20 protein-coding genes are annotated in these 16,556 nt (G+C 67.9%); 9 read left to right on the top strand and 11 right to left on the bottom strand.

The genetic code is table 11. The annotated features are described in order from the left end of the window. The first annotated feature begins 70 nt into the window (after positions 1–70). A complete protein-coding gene (locus BOSE46_RS18945) occupies positions 71–895 on the top strand; it encodes a serine protein kinase RIO (RefSeq protein ID WP_159541709.1) in 825 nt (274 codons plus the stop codon). Positions 896–936: 41 nt separating this feature from the next. Here BOSE46_RS18945 and BOSE46_RS18950 read toward each other — a convergent pair whose 3' ends face one another. The 4 genes from BOSE46_RS18950 to dnaK are packed head-to-tail and all read right to left on the bottom strand — an operon-like array spanning position 937 to position 4,961. After that, positions 937–1,320, bottom strand: a complete 384-nt coding sequence (locus tag BOSE46_RS18950) for a heat shock protein transcriptional repressor HspR (RefSeq protein WP_159541710.1) — start codon at positions 1,318–1,320, stop codon at positions 937–939. Then, positions 1,320–2,444: a molecular chaperone DnaJ gene (dnaJ, locus tag BOSE46_RS18955; protein WP_159541711.1), complete on the bottom strand. Its 1,125-nt coding sequence runs from the start codon at positions 2,442–2,444 to the stop codon at positions 1,320–1,322. The genes BOSE46_RS18950 and dnaJ overlap by 1 nt, the downstream gene beginning before the upstream one ends. 16 nt (positions 2,445–2,460) lie before the next feature. Further along, positions 2,461–3,096, bottom strand: coding sequence for a nucleotide exchange factor GrpE (locus tag BOSE46_RS18960; RefSeq protein WP_159541712.1), 636 nt, complete (start codon positions 3,094–3,096; stop codon positions 2,461–2,463). Further along, positions 3,093–4,961: a molecular chaperone DnaK gene (gene dnaK / locus BOSE46_RS18965; protein WP_159541713.1), complete on the bottom strand. Its 1,869-nt coding sequence runs from the start codon at positions 4,959–4,961 to the stop codon at positions 3,093–3,095. The genes BOSE46_RS18960 and dnaK overlap by 4 nt, the downstream gene beginning before the upstream one ends. Before the next feature lie 134 nt (positions 4,962–5,095). On the opposite strand from dnaK, the gene BOSE46_RS18970 reads away from it, so the two are divergent. Genes BOSE46_RS18970 through BOSE46_RS18980 form a run of 3 tightly spaced genes read left to right on the top strand, consistent with a single transcriptional unit; the run spans position 5,096 to position 7,631 of the window. Continuing rightward, complete coding sequence (locus BOSE46_RS18970) at positions 5,096–5,680, top strand: hypothetical protein (protein ID WP_159541714.1); 585 nt, start codon at positions 5,096–5,098, stop codon at positions 5,678–5,680. Positions 5,681–5,726: 46 nt separating this feature from the next. Continuing rightward, entirely contained in the window at positions 5,727–6,218 is a 492-nt protein-coding gene (locus BOSE46_RS18975; RefSeq protein ID WP_159541715.1) for a hypothetical protein, read from the top strand. Positions 6,219–6,272: 54 nt separating this feature from the next. Further along, a complete protein-coding gene (locus BOSE46_RS18980; RefSeq protein WP_159541716.1) occupies positions 6,273–7,631 on the top strand; it encodes a neutral zinc metallopeptidase in 1,359 nt (452 codons plus the stop codon). Positions 7,632–7,649: 18 nt separating this feature from the next. Here the strand turns inward: BOSE46_RS18980 and BOSE46_RS18985 are convergent, their stop codons facing one another. The 4 genes from BOSE46_RS18985 to BOSE46_RS19000 are packed head-to-tail and all read right to left on the bottom strand — an operon-like array spanning position 7,650 to position 11,201. Beyond that, a complete protein-coding gene (locus tag BOSE46_RS18985) occupies positions 7,650–9,122 on the bottom strand; it encodes an MFS transporter (RefSeq protein WP_159541717.1) in 1,473 nt (490 codons plus the stop codon). Between the two features lie 29 nt (positions 9,123–9,151). Further along, the gene (locus BOSE46_RS18990) at positions 9,152–10,399 is read right to left on the bottom strand and encodes an RNA polymerase sigma factor (RefSeq protein WP_159541718.1); all 1,248 of its coding nucleotides are present in this window, start codon (positions 10,397–10,399) and stop codon (positions 9,152–9,154) included. Between the two features lie 60 nt (positions 10,400–10,459). Then, positions 10,460–10,825: a YciI family protein gene (locus BOSE46_RS18995; RefSeq protein WP_159541719.1), complete on the bottom strand. Its 366-nt coding sequence runs from the start codon at positions 10,823–10,825 to the stop codon at positions 10,460–10,462. 1 nt (position 10,826) lies between these two features. After that, the gene (locus BOSE46_RS19000; RefSeq protein WP_159541720.1) at positions 10,827–11,201 is read right to left on the bottom strand and encodes a YciI family protein; all 375 of its coding nucleotides are present in this window, start codon (positions 11,199–11,201) and stop codon (positions 10,827–10,829) included. Positions 11,202–11,434: 233 nt separating this feature from the next. Between BOSE46_RS19000 and BOSE46_RS19005 the strand changes: the two genes are divergently transcribed. The 4 genes from BOSE46_RS19005 to BOSE46_RS19020 all read left to right on the top strand — a co-directional run bounded on the left by BOSE46_RS19005 (position 11,435) and on the right by BOSE46_RS19020 (position 14,323). Beyond that, positions 11,435–12,196 (top strand): hypothetical protein, encoded by a 762-nt coding sequence (locus BOSE46_RS19005; RefSeq protein WP_159541721.1) that lies wholly within the window; start codon positions 11,435–11,437, stop codon positions 12,194–12,196. 137 nt (positions 12,197–12,333) lie between these two features. Further along, positions 12,334–13,098 (top strand): NPCBM/NEW2 domain-containing protein, encoded by a 765-nt coding sequence (locus BOSE46_RS19010; protein ID WP_159541722.1) that lies wholly within the window; start codon positions 12,334–12,336, stop codon positions 13,096–13,098. A 102-nt stretch (positions 13,099–13,200) separates the two neighbouring features. Beyond that, on the top strand, positions 13,201–13,620 hold the full coding sequence (locus BOSE46_RS19015; protein WP_201299677.1) for a hypothetical protein: 420 nt from the start codon (positions 13,201–13,203) through the stop codon (positions 13,618–13,620). A 28-nt stretch (positions 13,621–13,648) separates the two neighbouring features. Further along, positions 13,649–14,323 (top strand): TetR/AcrR family transcriptional regulator, encoded by a 675-nt coding sequence (locus tag BOSE46_RS19020; RefSeq protein WP_201299678.1) that lies wholly within the window; start codon positions 13,649–13,651, stop codon positions 14,321–14,323. On the opposite strand, the gene BOSE46_RS19025 is transcribed toward BOSE46_RS19020, so the two are convergent. From BOSE46_RS19025 to BOSE46_RS19035, 3 genes are read right to left on the bottom strand one after another with little or no spacing between them, the layout of a single operon-like run. Then, complete coding sequence (locus BOSE46_RS19025; protein WP_159541724.1) at positions 14,320–14,547, bottom strand: hypothetical protein; 228 nt, start codon at positions 14,545–14,547, stop codon at positions 14,320–14,322. The two genes, BOSE46_RS19020 and BOSE46_RS19025, sit on opposite strands and share 4 nt — an antisense overlap. A 19-nt stretch (positions 14,548–14,566) precedes the next feature. Then, positions 14,567–14,935: a YidH family protein gene (locus BOSE46_RS19030; RefSeq protein WP_159541725.1), complete on the bottom strand. Its 369-nt coding sequence runs from the start codon at positions 14,933–14,935 to the stop codon at positions 14,567–14,569. Further along, positions 14,932–15,828: a rhodanese-related sulfurtransferase gene (locus BOSE46_RS19035; protein WP_159541726.1), complete on the bottom strand. Its 897-nt coding sequence runs from the start codon at positions 15,826–15,828 to the stop codon at positions 14,932–14,934. Before BOSE46_RS19035 ends, BOSE46_RS19030 begins: the two co-directional genes overlap by 4 nt. A gap of 101 nt (positions 15,829–15,929) precedes the next feature. On the opposite strand from BOSE46_RS19035, the gene BOSE46_RS19040 reads away from it, so the two are divergent. Beyond that, positions 15,930–16,523 carry a hypothetical protein gene (locus tag BOSE46_RS19040; protein WP_159541727.1) on the top strand — a complete coding sequence of 198 codons (594 nt, stop codon included), beginning with the start codon at positions 15,930–15,932 and terminating at the stop codon, positions 16,521–16,523. Positions 16,524–16,556 lie beyond the last annotated feature (33 nt).

Below are 16,556 nucleotides of genomic sequence, written 5' to 3' on the forward strand. Positions count from 1 at the left end.
TGCCCGCACCTCTCTCATCGAGGTCGCCTGCCACTGACACGCGGCGACCTCCGGTTCTGGAGATCACCACATGTCACACGACGACAGCTTCGCCCCTTTCTACGTCCCCGTCACCGAGCCCGGTGACGACGAGCGTTGGTCCACGTGGCCGGCCACGATGCCGACCGAGCGCGGACCCCACCCCCATCCGGACTGGCTCGTCACGTCGGCCGCCGCGATCGACACCGAGCTCGGCGTCGTCAAGACCGGCAAGGAGGCCGACGTCCACCTGATCCGGCGCGCCGTGCCGGACGATCCGACGCAGTCGGTCCTGCTCGCCGCCAAGCGCTATCGCGGTCCGGGCACCAGCGACTTCCACCGCTCGGCCGACTATCAGGAGGGGCGGCGCGTGCAGAACACACGCGACGCCCGCGCCGTCAGCAAGGGCTCCCGCTACGGACGGGCGGTCTCGGCGAGCCTGTGGGCGTACGCCGAGTTCGAGTCACTGTGCAGGATGTATGAGCTCGGCGCCGCGGTTCCCTATCCCGTCCAGGTCCAGGGCACCGAGATCCTGATGGAGTTCATCGGCCACGACAGCGTCGCCGCGGCGCGTCTCGCCCAGGTGCGCGCGTCACGGGCGACCCTCGCCGACTACTTCGACCAGGTCGTCGAGATCATGCGGACGTTCTCGCGCGCCGGCAACGTCCACGGCGACCTCTCGCCGTACAACCTGCTGGTCCATGCCGATCGCGTCGTCGTGATCGACCTCCCGCAGCTCGTCGACATCGTCAGCAACCCGCACGCGATGTCTCTGCTCGAGCGCGACTGCCGCAACGTCTGCGCGTGGTTCACTCGACGTGGCGTCGAACGCGACGAGGGCACACTGTTCGCCGAGCTGATCGCGGAGGTGTTCTGAGCGACGGTCAGACCCGATGGACGCGCGTGCCGCGTCGAGGTCTAGCGGCGCTTCTTGTGCCAGATCACGACGTGCTGGTCGGCGATCAGGGCCGGCAGGTTCTGCGGGAGCTTGGACTGCGCGAGCTCGGCCTGGAGCTCGGCGACCTTCTCCTGCAGCGCCAGCACCTGGTTCTCGAGCTCGATGACGCGCTTGACGCCCTCGAGGCCGAGGCCCTCCGCGGTGAGCCGCGCGACGGTGCGCAGCAGCTCGATGTCGCGCAACGAGTAGCGGCGCCCACCGCCGCCCGTACGCCCGGGAGCCACGAGGCCCAGCCGGTCGTACGTGCGCAGGGTCTGCGGGTGCAGACCCGACAGCTCGGCCGCCACGCTGATCACGAAGACCTTGGCCTCGGGCCCCGGAGGGCTGAAGGGAGTGGAGCTCATCAGGTCACCGCCTCGAACAGTCCGTCACGTGGCGAGGATGCGCCACGCAGCTCACGCAGGGTCTCGATCGCGGCCTTCTCCTCGTCGGAGAGCTCGGTCGGGACCTGCACCTCGACCGTGACCAGCAGGTCACCGTGGCCGCCGGCCTTCTTGAGGCCGCCCTTGCCGGTGGCCCGGAACGTCCGCCCGTTGGGCGTGCCGGCCGGGATCTTGATGCGTACGGGTGGTCCGTCGAGAGTCGGCACCTGGATCTGCGCGCCTAGTGCGGCCTCGTCGAACGAGACCGGAACCGTGATCGTCAGGTGCTCGCCCTTGCGGCCGAACAGCTGGTGCGGCTCGACGTGCACCACGAGGAACAGGTCGCCGGCCGGACCGCCGGCATCGCCCTTGCCACCCTTGCCCTTGAGCCGGATGCGCTGGCCGTCCTTGACGCCTGCGGGCACCTTGACGTTGAGCGTGCGGCTCGACGGCGCCCGTCCGGAGCCGCGGCAGACGTCGCACGGATGCTCGACGATGAGCCCGCGACCGCGGCACTGGTCGCACGGCTCGGTCATCGCGAACAGGCCGCCTGCGGCACCGGTCTGCATGCCGCTGCCCTGGCACTTGCTGCACACCTTGGGCACCGTGCCGGGACGGGCGCCGGTGCCGTGGCAGTTGGCGCAGGCCTCGTCACTCGTCATCCGCAACGGGAGGGTCGCACCCTCGACGGCCTGCTCGAACGTGATGGTCGCCTCGGTCTCGAGGTCGTCGCCCTTGCGCGGCTGCGGCTGGCGCTGACGGCCACGACCGCGCCCGCCGAACAATCCGCCGAGCAGGTCGCTGACGTCGAAGTCGGGCTGGCCGGGCCCGCCCGGGGGACGGAACCCGGCGTTGCCACCACGGAACTGCCCGAACAGCGTGCGCTGCTCGTCGTACTCCTTGCGCTTGTCCTTCGACGACAGCACGGCGTAGGCCTCGGAGACCTCCTTGAAGCGCTCCTCGGCCGCCTTGTTGCCGGGGTTGGAGTCAGGGTGGTTGTCGCGGGCGAGCTTGCGGTACGCCTTCTTGATCTCGTCCTGCGACGCGTCCTTCTTGACGCCGAGGACCTTGTAGAAGTCCTTGGTCGCCCAGTCACTGGCTGCCATCCCTGCCTCCTAACCTCTACTCGTCGGGCGCTTCGTCCGTGAGGACGTCCTGCTCTGCTTCCTGATCATGCCCGGTCCCTGAGCCTGTCGAAGGGTCTTCAGGTGCCACTGCTGCGGCCGGGTCCACCACGCCGACAGTCGCCGGGCGGAGCACCCGCTCGCCGTGCTTGTAGCCCGTACGCATGACGCTGTGCACCGTCGTCGTCTCGACCTCGGCGGACTCGCCTGCGTGGAACACCGCCTCGTGGTGCGCGGGGTCGAAGGGCTCGCCCTCGGCCCCGAACGCCTGCAGCTTGTGCTTGGCCACGGCCTGCTGCAGCGCGTCGGCGACGGCCTTGAAGCCGCCCTCGAGCTCGCCGTGCTCGTCGGCCCGGGCGATGTCGTCGAGCACCGTCAGCAACGACTGCAGCACCGCGGCCTCACCCTGAGCGCGTACGAGCTCACGGTCGCGGTCGACGCGACGCTTGTAGTTGACGTACTCCGCCTGGAGCCGCTGGAGGTCGGCCGTACGTTCGGCCAGCTGCTCCTCCAGGGTCGGCTCCTTGGACGTTTCCGGCTCGGCCGGGGTTTCGACAGGCTCAACCGGCGTCTCGCCGGCTGAGCTTGTCGAAGCCTCCTGCTCGGGGGCCGAGCCCTCGTCGGGCTGGGTCACTTGGACTCGTCCTTGGACTCACCCTCGGCCGGCTCGTCGTCGACGATCTCGGCCTCGACGACGTCATCGTCGTCATCAGCCGCATCGGCGGTCGGCGCGTCGGTACCGGCGGCCTGCGCCTCGGCAGCTGCCGCGGCGTACATGGCCTCACCCATCTTGGAGCTCGACTCGCCGAGCTTGGTCACGGCCGCCTGGACGGCGTCGCTGTCCTCGCCCTTGAGCGCCTCGTTGAGGGCGTCGAGGTCGGCCTGCACCTCGGTCTTGACCTCGTCGCCGACCTTGTCGCCGTTCTCCGCGAGGAACTTCTCGGTGGAGTGCGCCAGCGACTCGGCCTGGTTGCGGGTCTCGACGGCCTCGCGACGCTTGCGGTCGTCCTCGGCGTACTGCTCGGCGTCCTTGACCATCTTGTCGATGTCGTCCTTGGACAGTGCCGAGCCGCCGGTGATCGTCATCGACTGCTCCTTGCCGGTGCCCCGGTCCTTGGCGGACACGTTGACGATGCCGTTGGCGTCGATGTCGAACGTGACCTCGATCTGCGGCACGCCGCGCGGCGCCGGGGGCAGGCCGGTGAGCTCGAACGTGGCCAGCAGCTGGTTGCCGGCGGCCATCTCGCGCTCGCCCTGGTAGACCTGGATCGCGACGGACGGCTGGTTGTCGTCGGCCGTCGTGAAGACCTCGGACCGCTTGGTCGGGATCGTCGTGTTGCGCTCGATGAGCTTGGTCATGACGCCGCCCTTGGTCTCGATGCCGAGGCTCAGGGGGGTGACGTCGAGCAGGAGCACGTCCTTGACCTCGCCCTTGAGCACGCCGGCCTGGAGGCTCGCGCCGATCGCGACGACCTCATCGGGGTTGACGCCCTTGTTGGGCTCCTTGCCACCGGTCATCTCCTTGACGAGCGCCGAGACGGCAGGCATACGGGTCGAGCCGCCGACCAGGACCACGTGGTCGATCGCGCTGAGCGCGATGCCGGCGTCCTTGATCACGCTGTTGAACGGCGCCTTGGTGCGCTCGAGAAGGTCAGCGGTGATCTTCTCGAACTCCGAACGGGTCAGGGTCTCGTCGAGGAACACGGGGTTCTTCTCGGCGTCGACCGTGATGTAGGGCAGGTTGATCGAGGTCGAGGACGAGCTCGAGAGCTCGATCTTGGCGCGCTCGGCGGCCTCGCGGACGCGCGGCATGGCCATCTTGTCCTTGGTCAGGTCGAGGCCCGTGCTGCTCTTGAACTTCGTGACGATCCAGTCGACGATCTTCTCGTCCCAGTCGTCACCACCGAGGTGGTTGTCACCGCTGGTCGCCTTGACCTCGATGACACCGTCGCCGATCTCGAGCAGCGACACGTCGAACGTTCCGCCGCCGAGGTCGAACACCAGGATCGTCTGGTCGTCGCCCTTGTCGAGGCCGTACGCGAGCGCGGCCGCGGTGGGCTCGTTGATGATGCGGCTGACGTTGAGGCCCGCGATCTCGCCGGCCTCCTTGGTCGCCTGCCGCTGGTGGTCGTTGAAGTACGCCGGCACGGTGATGACCGCGTCGGTGACGGGCTCACCGAGGTAGGCCTCGGCGTCCCGCTTGAGCTTCTGCAGGATGAACGCCGAGATCTGCTGGGGGTTGAACGACTTGCCGTCGATCTCGGTCTTCCAGTCCGTGCCGATGTGACGCTTGACCGAACGGATCGTGCGATCGACGTTGGTCACGCCCTGGCGCTTGGCGACCTCGCCGGCCAGCACCTCGCCGTCCTTGGCGAACGCGACGACCGACGGGGTCGTGCGGGCGCCTTCGGCGTTGGCGATGACGGTGGGCTCGCCGCCTTCGAGTACGGCGACGACCGAGTTGGTCGTGCCGAGGTCAATTCCGACCGCTCTGGCCATGGTGTTTCCTCCTGCTGTTGGGTGCTGTGATGGTTCAAGAATGTGTGTCAACTGACTTGAGTCTGATGTTATCAACTTTGATCAAGGCCGATTCATTCCGGGTCTCGTTGGCGAAATCAGATACGTTTCGGAACATGAGGTCTCCTGTCCGCTCGGCCGCCGTCGCCGCGATGCTGCTCGCGACGCTCGCCGCCTGCTCCGGGAGCGGGTCCGACCAGGGCACCCCCAAGCCCGCGCCGTCCTTGACCAGCGCGACACCGTTGAGCGCCGAGCCGGCCGACGGCGACGACATCTCCAACGACGACTTCAGCTACGCGGTGCCCGAGGGCTGGGCGCAGTCCGAGGAGACCCGCGCGGCCTCGCTGGCCGTGGATGTGAAGGACCAGGACGAGTTCCCCGACCACATGTACGTCATCACGTACGACTCGCTGGTCGGTCTCGAGGGCGCCGACCGCGATGCTGCGGCCGAGGAGCTCCTGGCCGATGACAGTGCGACCCACATCAAGACGCACGACCCGGTGCAGGTCGATGGCGAGTCGGCGGTCCACACCAGCGCCTACGTCGAGCTCAGCGAGCCGAAGTACCGCATCGAGCAGTACGCCGTGGTGCACGACGACAAGGGCTACGTCATCACGTTCTCGTTCAGCCCTGACGTCCCGAGGTCGGAGCGCGACACGATCAGCGAGTCGGTCCTCACGACCTGGAAATGGCAGTCCTGACCCAGCACCTGTGACCGTGCACCGGACGGGGGTCTACTGTGACCGCATGAATGACGCCGAGGACCGCAGCGACGCCTGGGCACGGGCTGCCCACGAGCTGGTCACCGAGACCGCGTCACGCCAGATCTCGCGGGACATCGCCCACCTGGCCGAGATCGAGGTCGACAGCCACGGCATCCACGCGGTGTCGCCGCCGGAGGGCTACCAGGCGCCGCGGTCGGGTGTGATCACGACACACGTGCTCGCGCGGTCGCGCGACGTTCCGGAGGCCACGGTCGAGACCCGGGTCGCCGTCTGGGTCGCCAAGGAGTCCAACGAGCCCGCCGTGCTGCTCACGAGGGTCGGCAGCGACCGGGTCCTCGAGCTCTCGGCGGCCGACCTCGAGCCCGAGCCGAGTGCCCAGGCCCGGAGCCAGGTCAACGACTACGTCGCGGTCGTCATCGCGCACATGGTCTCGTCGCTCAACGCGGCGATGCAGCGCACGTACGGTCATGAGTCCGACGCCCCGGACGTCGCCGAGTACGACCGTAACGCCTGACACGTTTTCACGGTTCGCCGGACAGCCGGAGCGCGCCGCCACTAGGTTTCGGGCATGAATCTCAGACTGTGGACCGCCGTCACGGCGATCGTTCTCCTCGCAGCGTGCGGTGGCGGCAAGTCCGACGCGGACGAGCCCAAGGCCACCAAGCCCGACATCAGCAAGGTCAAGATCGACGGAGATGCGTCCGCACCGGTCAACAAGCTGGCCATCAAGGCCATCGCGGATCTGCAGGCGTACTGGACCGATGAGTTCCCCGATCTCTACGGCAAGAAGTACAAGCCGGTCAAGGGTGGCCTGTTCGCCTCGACGTCGGAGTCGACGGCCGGCCCGAAGTGCGCCAACAGCTACTCCGACGTCCAGGGCAACGCGTTCTACTGCAAGCTCGACGACTCGGTCGCCTGGGACGCCGAGAAGCTGCTGCCGGACCTGCAGAAGAAGTACGGCGACTTCGTCATCCCCGTCGTCCTGGCCCACGAGTGGGGCCACGCGATGCAGCAGCGGTCCGGGTTCTTCAGCGCCAACGAGCTGACCGTCTCGTCTGAGCTCCAGGCCGACTGCTTCGCCGGCGCGTGGTCCAAGCACGCCCAGAAGACCAAGGCGTTCGACTTCACTGCGGCCGACCTCGACACCGCGCTCGCCGGCATCCTGGACCTGCGGGACAACCCGGGAACCGAGGCCACGGACGCCTCGGCGCACGGCAGCGGCTTCGACCGGGTCAGCGCGTTCCAGGACGGCTTCGACGACGGACCCACGAAGTGCAAGTCCTACAAGGACGGCACACCGATCGTCCTGGAGCTGCCGTTCACCAGCGAGGAGGATGCTGCCAGCGGCGGCGACGCGCCCTACGACACGATCGTCAACAAGGTCCCGTACGACATCGAGGACTACTGGACCCAGGTCTTCCCCAAGATCTCCAACGGCAAGGCGTGGACGCCGCTCAAGGGCTACGAGCCGTTCGACCCCGCCAAGGCGCCGACCTGCAACGGCCAGCCCACGACCGACTTCTCGCTGTTCTACTGCGTGCCCGAGGACTACATCGGGTTCGACAACGTGACGACGATGCCCGAGGTCTACCGCCAGGGCGGTGACTACGCGGTCACCACACTGCTGGCCACTCAGTGGGGTCTGGCGGCGCTGGCCCGGCTCGACGACAAGTCGGATGCCAAGGTCTCCACGTTGCGCGGCGACTGCTTCGCCGGTGCCTACAGCGCCAGCGTGATCCTGCACGACCGCAAGGAGACCAGCACGTTCAGCATCTCGCCCGGTGACCTCGACGAGGGCATCAAGGCGTTGCTGGTGTTCCGCGGCGAAGGCGACGTGACCCGCCAGGGTGCTGGCTATGGCCGGGTCGCGGCGTTCCGCGAGGGCGTCATGCAGGGCGTCGCGCCCTGCGTCACCTACAAGGGCTGACGAGCCGCACCGCCGAGGTCAGCTGCTGCTGTCCTCGGCGGTGAGGGGCTTGGCGATGTTCTCGAGCGACTGGCCCTCGGCCTTGACGCCGAGGAAGATCGCGACGACGCCCGCACCGACCATCAGCGCGGCACCGACGAAGTAACCGATCGCGATCTGCGTGATGTCCTTGGACTCGGTCGCGTCGTCGATCAGCCGGCCGAACAGCAGCGGCCCGGCGATGCCGCCGATCGCGGTGCCGACGGCGTAGAAGAACGCGATGCACAGCGCACGCGTCTCCATCGGGAAAACCTCGCTGGCCGTCAGGTACGCCGCACTGGCACCCGCCGATGCGATGAAGAAGATCACCGAGCCGAAGATCGTCAGCGTCGTCGCCGTGAGGTTGTCGAGCGAGAGACCCGCGATCGCCAGCAACGTGCCCGACAGGATGTAGGTGCCCGAGATCATCGGGATGCGGCCGACCTTGTCGAACAGCGGCCCCAGCGTGAGGGCACCGATGAAGTTGCTGAACGCGAACGCCGCGACGTACCAACCGGTCTGCTTGACGTCGAGGAACGTCGAGAGCGTGTCGCCGTACGTGAAGAAGAACGCGTTGTAGAGGAACGCCTGGCCGGCGAACAGCGCGAGGCACAGGACCGTGCGCTTGGGATAGAGCGCGAAGACCGTGTGCGCGATCGTGGTGAACGGGATCGTCCTGCGCTGACGGATCGTGATGGTCTCGTCGACCGGGTCGAGATCGAGGTGGTCCTCCTCCTCGACCGTCCGCTCGATCTCCTTGACGATCCGCTCGCCCTCCTCCTCGCGGCCGTGGATGAACAGCCACCGAGGGCTCTCCGGGACGTTGCGGCGCACCCACAGCACGGCGAAGCCGAGGATCGCGCCGAGGCCGAACGCGAACCGCCAGCCGATCCCCTGGTCGACGACGTTCGGGTCGGTCAGCGGGATCGTCAGCAGGGCGCCGGCCATCGCGCCCATCCAGAACGAGCCGTTGATCGCGATGTCGATGCGACCGCGATACTTCGCCGGGATGAGCTCGTCGATCGCGGAGTTGATCGCTGCGTACTCGCCACCGATGCCGGTGCCCGTGATGAACCGGCAGACGAAGTACCAGATCGGGCTCATGGAGAACGCCGTGAGCACCGTGCCCGCGAGATAGACCAGCAGCGTGATCATGAACAGCTTCTTGCGGCCGAACCGGTCGGTCAGCTGGCCGAAGAACAAGGCGCCGAGGCACGCGCCGGCGACGTAGACCGCGCCGGCCATGCCGATGTCGGAGCTGCTGAGCCCCAGGCCGTTGTCACCGTCCTTGAGGACGTCCGAGAGGTTGCCGACGATCGTGACCTCGAGCCCGTCGAGGATCCACACCGTGCCGAGACCGATGACGATGAGCCAGTGCCACCGTGCCCACGGCAACCGGTCCATCCGGGCGGGGATGTCGGTGGTGATGCGACCGATCTCGGGACTCTTCGACGGCTTCTCGGTGGTGGACATGCTGCCCCGATACCCCTGCAATGCTGCCGTCAATCACCCACGTCCGCGGCCCGCTGCAGCAGCAGGTCGCGTTCGCGCTCGTTCTGCGTCAGGCCGGCGGCCCGCTCGAACTCCGCCCGCGCCTCCGACGTACGACCGAGCTTGGCCAGCAGGTCACCGCGCACGCTGGGCAGCAGGTGATATCCCTCGAGCGCCGGTACGTCCATCAGCTGGTCCGCGAGCGCGAGCCCGGCCGCGGGGCCCTCGGACATCGACAGGGCGACGGCGCGGTTGAGCTCGACGACGGCCGAGCCGGACAGCACGGCGAGCCGTTCGTACAGCTCGGCGATGCGGGCCCAGTCGGTCTCGCCGGCGGTGCGGGCGCGGGCGTGGCACGCGGCGATGCCCGCCTGCAGGACGTACGGTCCGGGCGGGCGGCCGAGCGACTCGGCGCGCTCGAGGGCCGCCAGGCCGCGCCGAATCAGCAGGTGGTCCCAGCGGGAGCGGTCCTGCTCGAGCAACAGGATCGGGACGCCGTCGGCGTCCGTCCGAGCGGCCGTGCGCGACGACTGGATCTCCATCAGCGCGACCAGGCCGTGCACCTCGGGCTCGGCCGGTGCGAGTGTCGCCAGGATCCGCCCGAGTCGTACGGCCTCGTCGCACAGGGCCGGCCGGAGCCAGTCGTCACCGGCGGTCGCGGAGTAGCCCTCGTTGAACAACAGGTAGAGCACGCCCAGCACCGCCGAGAGCCGCGCAGCGCGCTCGTCCTCCGCGGGCTCCTCCATCGGGGCGTCGACCTCGGCGAGTGTCTTCTTGCCGCGCGTGATGCGCGCACCGATCGTCGCCTCGGACGTCAGGAACGAGCGGGCGATCTCCTTGGTCGTCAGACCAGCGAGGAGCCGGAGCGTCAGCGTGATCTGCGCATCGGACGACAGCGCCGGATGGCAGCAGATGAACATCAACCGCAGCACGTCGTCCTCGACGTGGTCGATCGACGACTCGATGCCGGCCACGATGTCCTCCTTCCGCTCCCCGATCTCGCCGTACGCGCGGTCCTGCCGTTCACGACGGCGGAACGTGTCGATGGCCCGGCGCTTCGCCACCGCCATCAGCCAGGCACCCGGATTGTCCGGGACGCCCGACTCCGGCCACTTCGCGAGCGCGGCCTCGAGGGCGTCCTGCGCCAGGTCCTCGGCGAGTCCCACGTCGCGGGTGATGCGTACGAGTGCCGCGACGAGTCGCGTCGACTCGACGCGCCACACCGCCTCGACCGAGCGGTGGAGGTCGTGATCGGCCATGCACCGATCCAACCACCCCGCCCGGTCGTGAGCGCCGCCCCTGCGAAAGGGCGGCCCGGGTCAGTCCTCGGTGAGGCTGCCGACGATCTGGCGCAGCTCGGTGACGACCTCGAGGTCGGGCCAGTGCTCGGCGTGCAGGTCGACGAAACCGCGGGTCCACTCAACGGCGTCCTCGGACGTCGGCGCGTCGATCAGCATGAATCCGCCGACGACCTCCTTGGCCTCCGCGAACGGGCCGTCGGTCAGCAGGACCTGGCCGCCCTGAGAGGTGATGCGGGTCGCGACCGAGGTCGGCGCGAGTCCGGCGTCGGTGATGACCTTGGCGTGCGACTCATCAGCCACGTGGGCGAACATGGCGTCCATCAGGCTGGCGGGAGGCTCATCGCCGGCGTTTTCGTTGACGTGGATCAGCACGAGATAACGCATGTCAGGCCTCCACGTCCGGGGCGCCGAAGACCTGGCGTACGACGCTCGTGCCTTCGAAGCCGGGCCAGGTGTCGAGGTGGATCTGCATGAAGCGCCGCGACCACTCGACGGCCTCCTCGACGGAGCGCAGCTCGTACATGCCGTAGCCGCCGATGACCTCCTTCGCCTCGGTGAACGGTCCGTCGGTGATCGTGAGCTTGCCGCCCGACACGCGGATGTGCGGGCTGGTCTCGATCGGCGCGAGGCCACCCTGGTCGACGGCGACACCCGCGGCGAACGCCTCGGCCCCGAAGGCGCCGATCGCCTCGAACAGCTCAGGCGGCGGTGGGCCCCACGGCTGGGCCGGATCTGACTCGATGTAGCTGAGGAATCGCATGATGTCTCCTTGTGTCGGTGGCGGCCCGTCCGGACCAGCCTTTCACCCGTACGTCGACCGGCGCCGCCGGATTTCGACACGACCTGCGAAAAAGTTTCAGAGCGCCGATGACGGGCGCCCAGCAGCAGGTCTCAACCTGGTCTCACATCGCGCGGAAAGCTGCTCGGCCGCGACCCGGTCGCCATACGTTCAGCGGGTACGTCCACTTCGTGATCACCACAGGGGTCCCCGTCATGCGCAAACTCTTCATCGTCCTGGTCGCGGCTGCCGCGATCGTCCTACCCATGCAGGGCGCCGAGGCGGCCACCGCGTACACGGTCACCGCATCGGTCTCGACCTCCTCGGTCGATCTCGGCAAGAGCTTCGTCCTCTCCGGCACGGTGTCACCGAGCGCGAAGGGCAAGACCGTCAAGATCCAGCGGCAGTACGCCGGTGGCTCGTGGACGACGATCGTGACCAAGACGCTGTCGTCGACGAGCAAGTACTCCGTCAAGATCACGCCGAGCAAGGGAGGGCCGACCAAGTACCGCGCGGTCAAGGCGGCGAGCAGCACGCGGGCCCAGGGCATCAGCTCGAGCCGAACCGTCAAGGTCTACCGCTGGCTCTACCTGACCGGCCTGCCCGGCACCTACACGCCGCCCACCATCTACCGGGGCTACATGTACGTCAAGGGCACCCAGTTCGCGCACTCCTTGTCGATCAAGCAGGGCGAGTACGCCGATTGGAACCTCGCCGGCAAGGGCTGCAACCGGCTCAAGGTCTACATCGGGATCGACGACGACTCGGTCAGTGGAACGACGGGCACCTCCTACATCACCAACGGAGGCCTCGACGTCCTCAACGCCGAGAACACCCTGGAGAAGAACCAGAGCGCGCGCTACGTCCTGGTCTCGCTCGCGACCACCACGATCAGGTTCCTGCCAGGCCTCAACTCGTCGGACCTCTCCACGGCATGGATGGGCTACGGCAGCCCGCAGGTGCACTGCGCCGCCTGACGGTGACGTAGGAGACATCACCGCGGGGCTTGTCTCACGTTGGTCTCACATCGCCCCGAAACAGTGCCCCCGGGCGCCGCTGCGGCCCTACGTTGACGGCGTACGTCCATCGTCGCGATCACCACAGGGGCCCCGTCATGCGCAAGCTCTTCATCGTCCTGGTCGCGGCTGCCGCGATCCTCGTACCCATGCAGGGCGCCGAGGCGGCCAGCGCCTACTCCGTAACAGCCTCGGTCTCGATCTCCTCGATCGACCTCGGCAAGTCCTTCGTGCTCTCCGGCACGGTCTCGCCGAGCGCGAAGGGCAAGACCGTCAAGATCCAGCGACAGTACGCCGGCGGTTCGTGGACGACGCTCGTGACCAAGACGCTGTCGTCGACGAGCAAGTACTCCGTCACGATCAAGCCCAGCAAGGCCGGCACGACCAAGTACCGCGTCATCAAGGCCGCGAGCAGCACGCGGGCCCAGGGCATCAGCTCGAACCGCACCGTCACGGTCTACCGCTGGCGCAACCTGGCCGGCCTGGCCTACACGTCTTCGACGCAGTCGGTGGTCTTCCAGGGCGACCTGTACGTCAAGGGCACCTATTTCGCGAACTCGTTCTCCATCAGGCAGGGCGAGTACGTCGACTGGGACCTGTCCGGCAAGGCCTGCAACCGGCTCAAGACCTACATCGGGATCGACGACGACGCGATCTCGGGCACGACTGGCACGGCCTACATCACCTACAGCGACCTCGAGCTGCTCAACACCGAGGCGAACCTGGCCGAGGGGCAGAGCGCGAGGTACGTGCTGATTCCCCTCGGGTCCGACGGGGTCCGGTTCGTGCCCACCGTGGTCTCGCCGTCGCCCAGCCAGGGGTGGCTGGGATACGGCAGCCCGCAGGTGCACTGCGCCTCCTGAGGGAGCGCCGGTGGGGGTGACCCATCGCATATTGAACATGTTCAGAAATGTGGCTACTGTCTGAAGTGTCATAGTTGAACACGTTCAAAAGATGGAGCTGTCATGAACTGGACCGTCGGCGCGTACGTCGCCTACCTCCTCATCGCCGTGCCGATCACGGTGTGGGTCGCCACGACACTGGCCCACAACGGCCGCGTCTTCCTGCTCGACGTCTTCGGGAGCAACCGCGAGCTCGCGGACGCGATCAACCGGCTGCTGGTCGTCGGCTTCTACCTGCTCAACCTGGGCTTCGTGATGCTCTACCTGCGCGGCGGCGGCGAGGTGGCCGACCTGACCGGCCTCTTCGAGACGCTCAGCGTCAAGATCGGCATCGTCATGCTGGTGCTCGGCGTGATCCATTTCGTCAACGTCATGGTGTTCTCGTCGATGCGTCGCCGAGGCCGCACCGATGCGGCCCGCGCCCAGTACGCGCAGCAGGCCACGCAGCCCTACATGGGCTACCCGCCCGCACCCCAGCACTGAGCCGGGCCGGGCGGATAGATTGGCCATCGTGACCGACACCGCGCCGCGCTCGAGCAAGGCCGAGCAGACCAGGCAGTCGATCATCGACGCGGCGATGGGGCTGTTCAGGTCGGGCGGCTACGACCAAGCCACGATGCGGGCGATCGCCGACGAGGCCGGGGTGTCGGTGGGCAACGCCTACTACTACTTCTCGTCCAAGGAACACCTGATCCAGGCGTACTACGACCAGATCCAGGCCGCGCACGCCGAGGCCGCCGAGGCGCCGCTCTCCAGCGAGGGTGACTTCACGGGTCGGCTGCGCGGCGTGCTGCTCGCCTGGGTCGATGTCGCCGAGCCGTACCACGAGTTCGCCGGCAAGTTCTTCAAGAATGCGGCCGAGCCCAGCAGCCCGCTGTCCCCGTTCAGCGAGGACTCGACGGCCGCCCGAGAGGCAGCCATCGAGCTGCACGGCCGGGTCCTCGACGGCTCCGACCTCAAGCTCAACAAGGCGTTGCGTGAAGAGCTGCCCGAGCTGCTCTGGCTGCTGCAGATGGGCATCGTGCTGTTCTGGGTGCACGACACCAGCGACGGTCAGCAGCGCACCCGCGACCTCGTCGACCAGGCCGTGCCGATCATCGACCGGATGCTGCGACTGACCCGGCTGCCGGGCGTACGCGGTGTCGTCGACGACATCGTGGGCCTGATCCACCTGATCCGGCCCTAGGACGGGTCGGCGGCCTCGATCAGCTTGGCGACGACGGCCAGCACCAGGGCGATGACGCAGCACAGCATCGTGATCGAGAACCCGATGACGAAGGTCTCGTGCGCTCCGCCGGCGGAGCCGAGGAAGCGCGCCACCAGGGCGGCAACGGCCGACAGGCACGTGCCGACGATCGCGAGGTCGAGGGTGGACCTCACGAGCTCCCGCGAGGTCCGCGTCATCCGCATGACCTCACAGTAGGACGCGTCAGCGCACGGCGACGACGATGACGCCGACTGCCACGCCCACGATCAGGACGCCGAGCACCGCGGCCAGCATCGCGGGGCCGCCGAAGCCGGGCAACGGCTCACCGGAACGGATCGCGCGCTCGGTCGCCCGCCAGCGAGTCCACGACTGGGCGATCGCGAGGCCTGCCGCGGCCAGCAGGCACAGCGACGCGACGGTCTTGACCCAGACGTCGAGATCGACAGCGGGGGTGTGGACCGCGACGGCACCGGCGAGCAGCGCGAGTGCCGTGCGGATCCAGGCCAGGAACGTACGCTCGTTGGCCTGCGACAGACGCGGGTCGGGCTCCTCGCCGTCGTCGAAGACCTGCTTCGGAAACCGGTCGGTCACGAGGGCACTGCCGCGTGGGCGTCGCACATCTGGTCACCCTGCAGGCACTCTGCGCAGCGGACCATCTGGCGTACGCACGACACGTCGCCGCAGTCGGCCACGTGGTTGGTCGGCGAATCGCACGTGTCGCAGCTGCCGACCAGCGCGGTGTGGTCCGAGAAGTCCATCGTGATGCGGTCGTCGAAGACGTAGAGCGAGCCCTCCCAGAGCCCGTCGTCGCCGTACGCCTCGCCGTACGTCGCGATGCCGCCGTCGAGCTGATAGACCTCCTGGAAGCCGCGGTGCTTCATGAGCGGCGTGAGCACCTCGCAGCGGATCCCGCCGGTGCAGTAGGTCACGACCGGCTGGTCCTTGAGGTGGTCGTACGCTCCGCTGTCGAGCGCCGCGATGAACTCACGTGTCGTCTCGACGGGCGGCCGCACAGCACCGGCGAAGTGGCCGATCGCCGACTCGATCTGGTTGCGGCCATCGAAGAACACCACGTCCTTGGCCTCGACGAGCGCGTGCAGCTCCGCCGGTGACAGGTGCGTGCCACCGTCGACGACGCCGGTCTCGTCGACCTGGAGCTCATCGGGCGCGCCGAAGGTCACGAGCTCGTCGCGCACCCTGACGCTGAGCCGGGGGAAGTCGGCGGTCGTGCCGTCCTCGAGCGCCCGGCCCTCGCTCCACTTGAAGTCGATCTCCTTGAAGGGCGCGTAGGCACGGGTGCCGCGGACGTACTTCTTGAGCTGCACGACATCGCCGCCGACGGTCGCGTTGATGCCGTCCTTGGTGATGATGATCCGGCCGCGTACGCCGAGCGAGTCGCACAGGGTGTGCTGCCACAAGCGGATCGCCTCGGGGTCGGCCAGCGGCGTGAACGCGTAGAACAGCAGGACTTTCGGGGTGGCCACGGGGCGATTCTAGTGGGCCGGCATGGTGTCGGTCCCCGGGCGTGGGACGCGGACGCCCAGTCGCTGCGACAGCATGTCCGGTGCTGCCCTAGGATCTCGTCATGACGAACGTGACAGCACCCGAGACCCAGCGACAGCGCCCGTGGCTGCCGGGGGCACTGATCGTCGCCGTGGTCGCAGCTGTGGTCGCGTTCTCCACGCTCGGTCTGCCGGGACTCGGATCGGACAGTGCCAAGGTGCTGACGACCAAGGGACTCACCAAGCTGGTCGCGGACATCAAGGACGAGTTCGGCACGACCCAGGTCGTCGAGCTCAACCTGTTCGAGGACTACGCCATCGTCGAGATTCCGCTCTCCGGGGGTGCCGGCCGGCGGACGCAGTCGTACCGCTACGACGGCGGCTTCGAGAAGTTCGGCGCCGGTTCGTCGCGCACCGACAAGTCCAGTCTCCTGATCGATCTCTCCCAGCTCGACGTGCCGGCAACGCTAGCCCTGCTCAAGACCGCGCCCAGGACCGTCGGACTTCCCGACGAGACGGTGTCGAACGTGACGTTGCAGATCGCCAACGGACCCGGCGCGGGTGATGGCGAGATCGTGTCGACGTACGTCATGGTCGACTCGGACTACGACGAGAGCGGCTTCGTCCGGGCCGATCTCTCGGGTCAGGTCATCGATGTGGACAAGGTGACCGACTGACGGTGCATGGCCGTTCGGGCCCAGGGGGAGTTA

It is taken from the genome of Aeromicrobium sp. 9AM (genome assembly GCF_902506105.1).
Taxonomy (GTDB): domain Bacteria; phylum Actinomycetota; class Actinomycetes; order Propionibacteriales; family Nocardioidaceae; genus Aeromicrobium.

Excerpts from the sequence above, each read along its gene's own strand:
- BOSE46_RS18945 (WP_159541709.1), top strand. The coding sequence starts at position 71 with ATGTCACACGACGACAGCTTCGCCCCTTTCTACGTCCCCGTCACCGAG.
- BOSE46_RS18950 (WP_159541710.1), bottom strand. The coding sequence starts at position 1,320 with ATGAGCTCCACTCCCTTCAGCCCTCCGGGGCCCGAGGCCAAGGTCTTC.
- dnaJ (WP_159541711.1), bottom strand. The coding sequence starts at position 2,444 with ATGGCAGCCAGTGACTGGGCGACCAAGGACTTCTACAAGGTCCTCGGC.
- dnaK (WP_159541713.1), bottom strand. The coding sequence starts at position 4,961 with ATGGCCAGAGCGGTCGGAATTGACCTCGGCACGACCAACTCGGTCGTC.
- BOSE46_RS18970 (WP_159541714.1), top strand. The coding sequence starts at position 5,096 with ATGAGGTCTCCTGTCCGCTCGGCCGCCGTCGCCGCGATGCTGCTCGCG.
- BOSE46_RS18975 (WP_159541715.1), top strand. The coding sequence starts at position 5,727 with ATGAATGACGCCGAGGACCGCAGCGACGCCTGGGCACGGGCTGCCCAC.
- BOSE46_RS18980 (WP_159541716.1), top strand. The coding sequence starts at position 6,273 with ATGAATCTCAGACTGTGGACCGCCGTCACGGCGATCGTTCTCCTCGCA.
- BOSE46_RS18985 (WP_159541717.1), bottom strand. The coding sequence starts at position 9,122 with ATGTCCACCACCGAGAAGCCGTCGAAGAGTCCCGAGATCGGTCGCATC.
- BOSE46_RS18990 (WP_159541718.1), bottom strand. The coding sequence starts at position 10,399 with ATGGCCGATCACGACCTCCACCGCTCGGTCGAGGCGGTGTGGCGCGTC.
- BOSE46_RS18995 (WP_159541719.1), bottom strand. The coding sequence starts at position 10,825 with ATGCGTTATCTCGTGCTGATCCACGTCAACGAAAACGCCGGCGATGAG.
- BOSE46_RS19000 (WP_159541720.1), bottom strand. The coding sequence starts at position 11,201 with ATGCGATTCCTCAGCTACATCGAGTCAGATCCGGCCCAGCCGTGGGGC.
- BOSE46_RS19005 (WP_159541721.1), top strand. The coding sequence starts at position 11,435 with ATGCGCAAACTCTTCATCGTCCTGGTCGCGGCTGCCGCGATCGTCCTA.
- BOSE46_RS19010 (WP_159541722.1), top strand. The coding sequence starts at position 12,334 with ATGCGCAAGCTCTTCATCGTCCTGGTCGCGGCTGCCGCGATCCTCGTA.
- BOSE46_RS19015 (WP_201299677.1), top strand. The coding sequence starts at position 13,201 with ATGAACTGGACCGTCGGCGCGTACGTCGCCTACCTCCTCATCGCCGTG.
- BOSE46_RS19025 (WP_159541724.1), bottom strand. The coding sequence starts at position 14,547 with ATGCGGATGACGCGGACCTCGCGGGAGCTCGTGAGGTCCACCCTCGAC.
- BOSE46_RS19040 (WP_159541727.1), top strand. The coding sequence starts at position 15,930 with ATGACGAACGTGACAGCACCCGAGACCCAGCGACAGCGCCCGTGGCTG.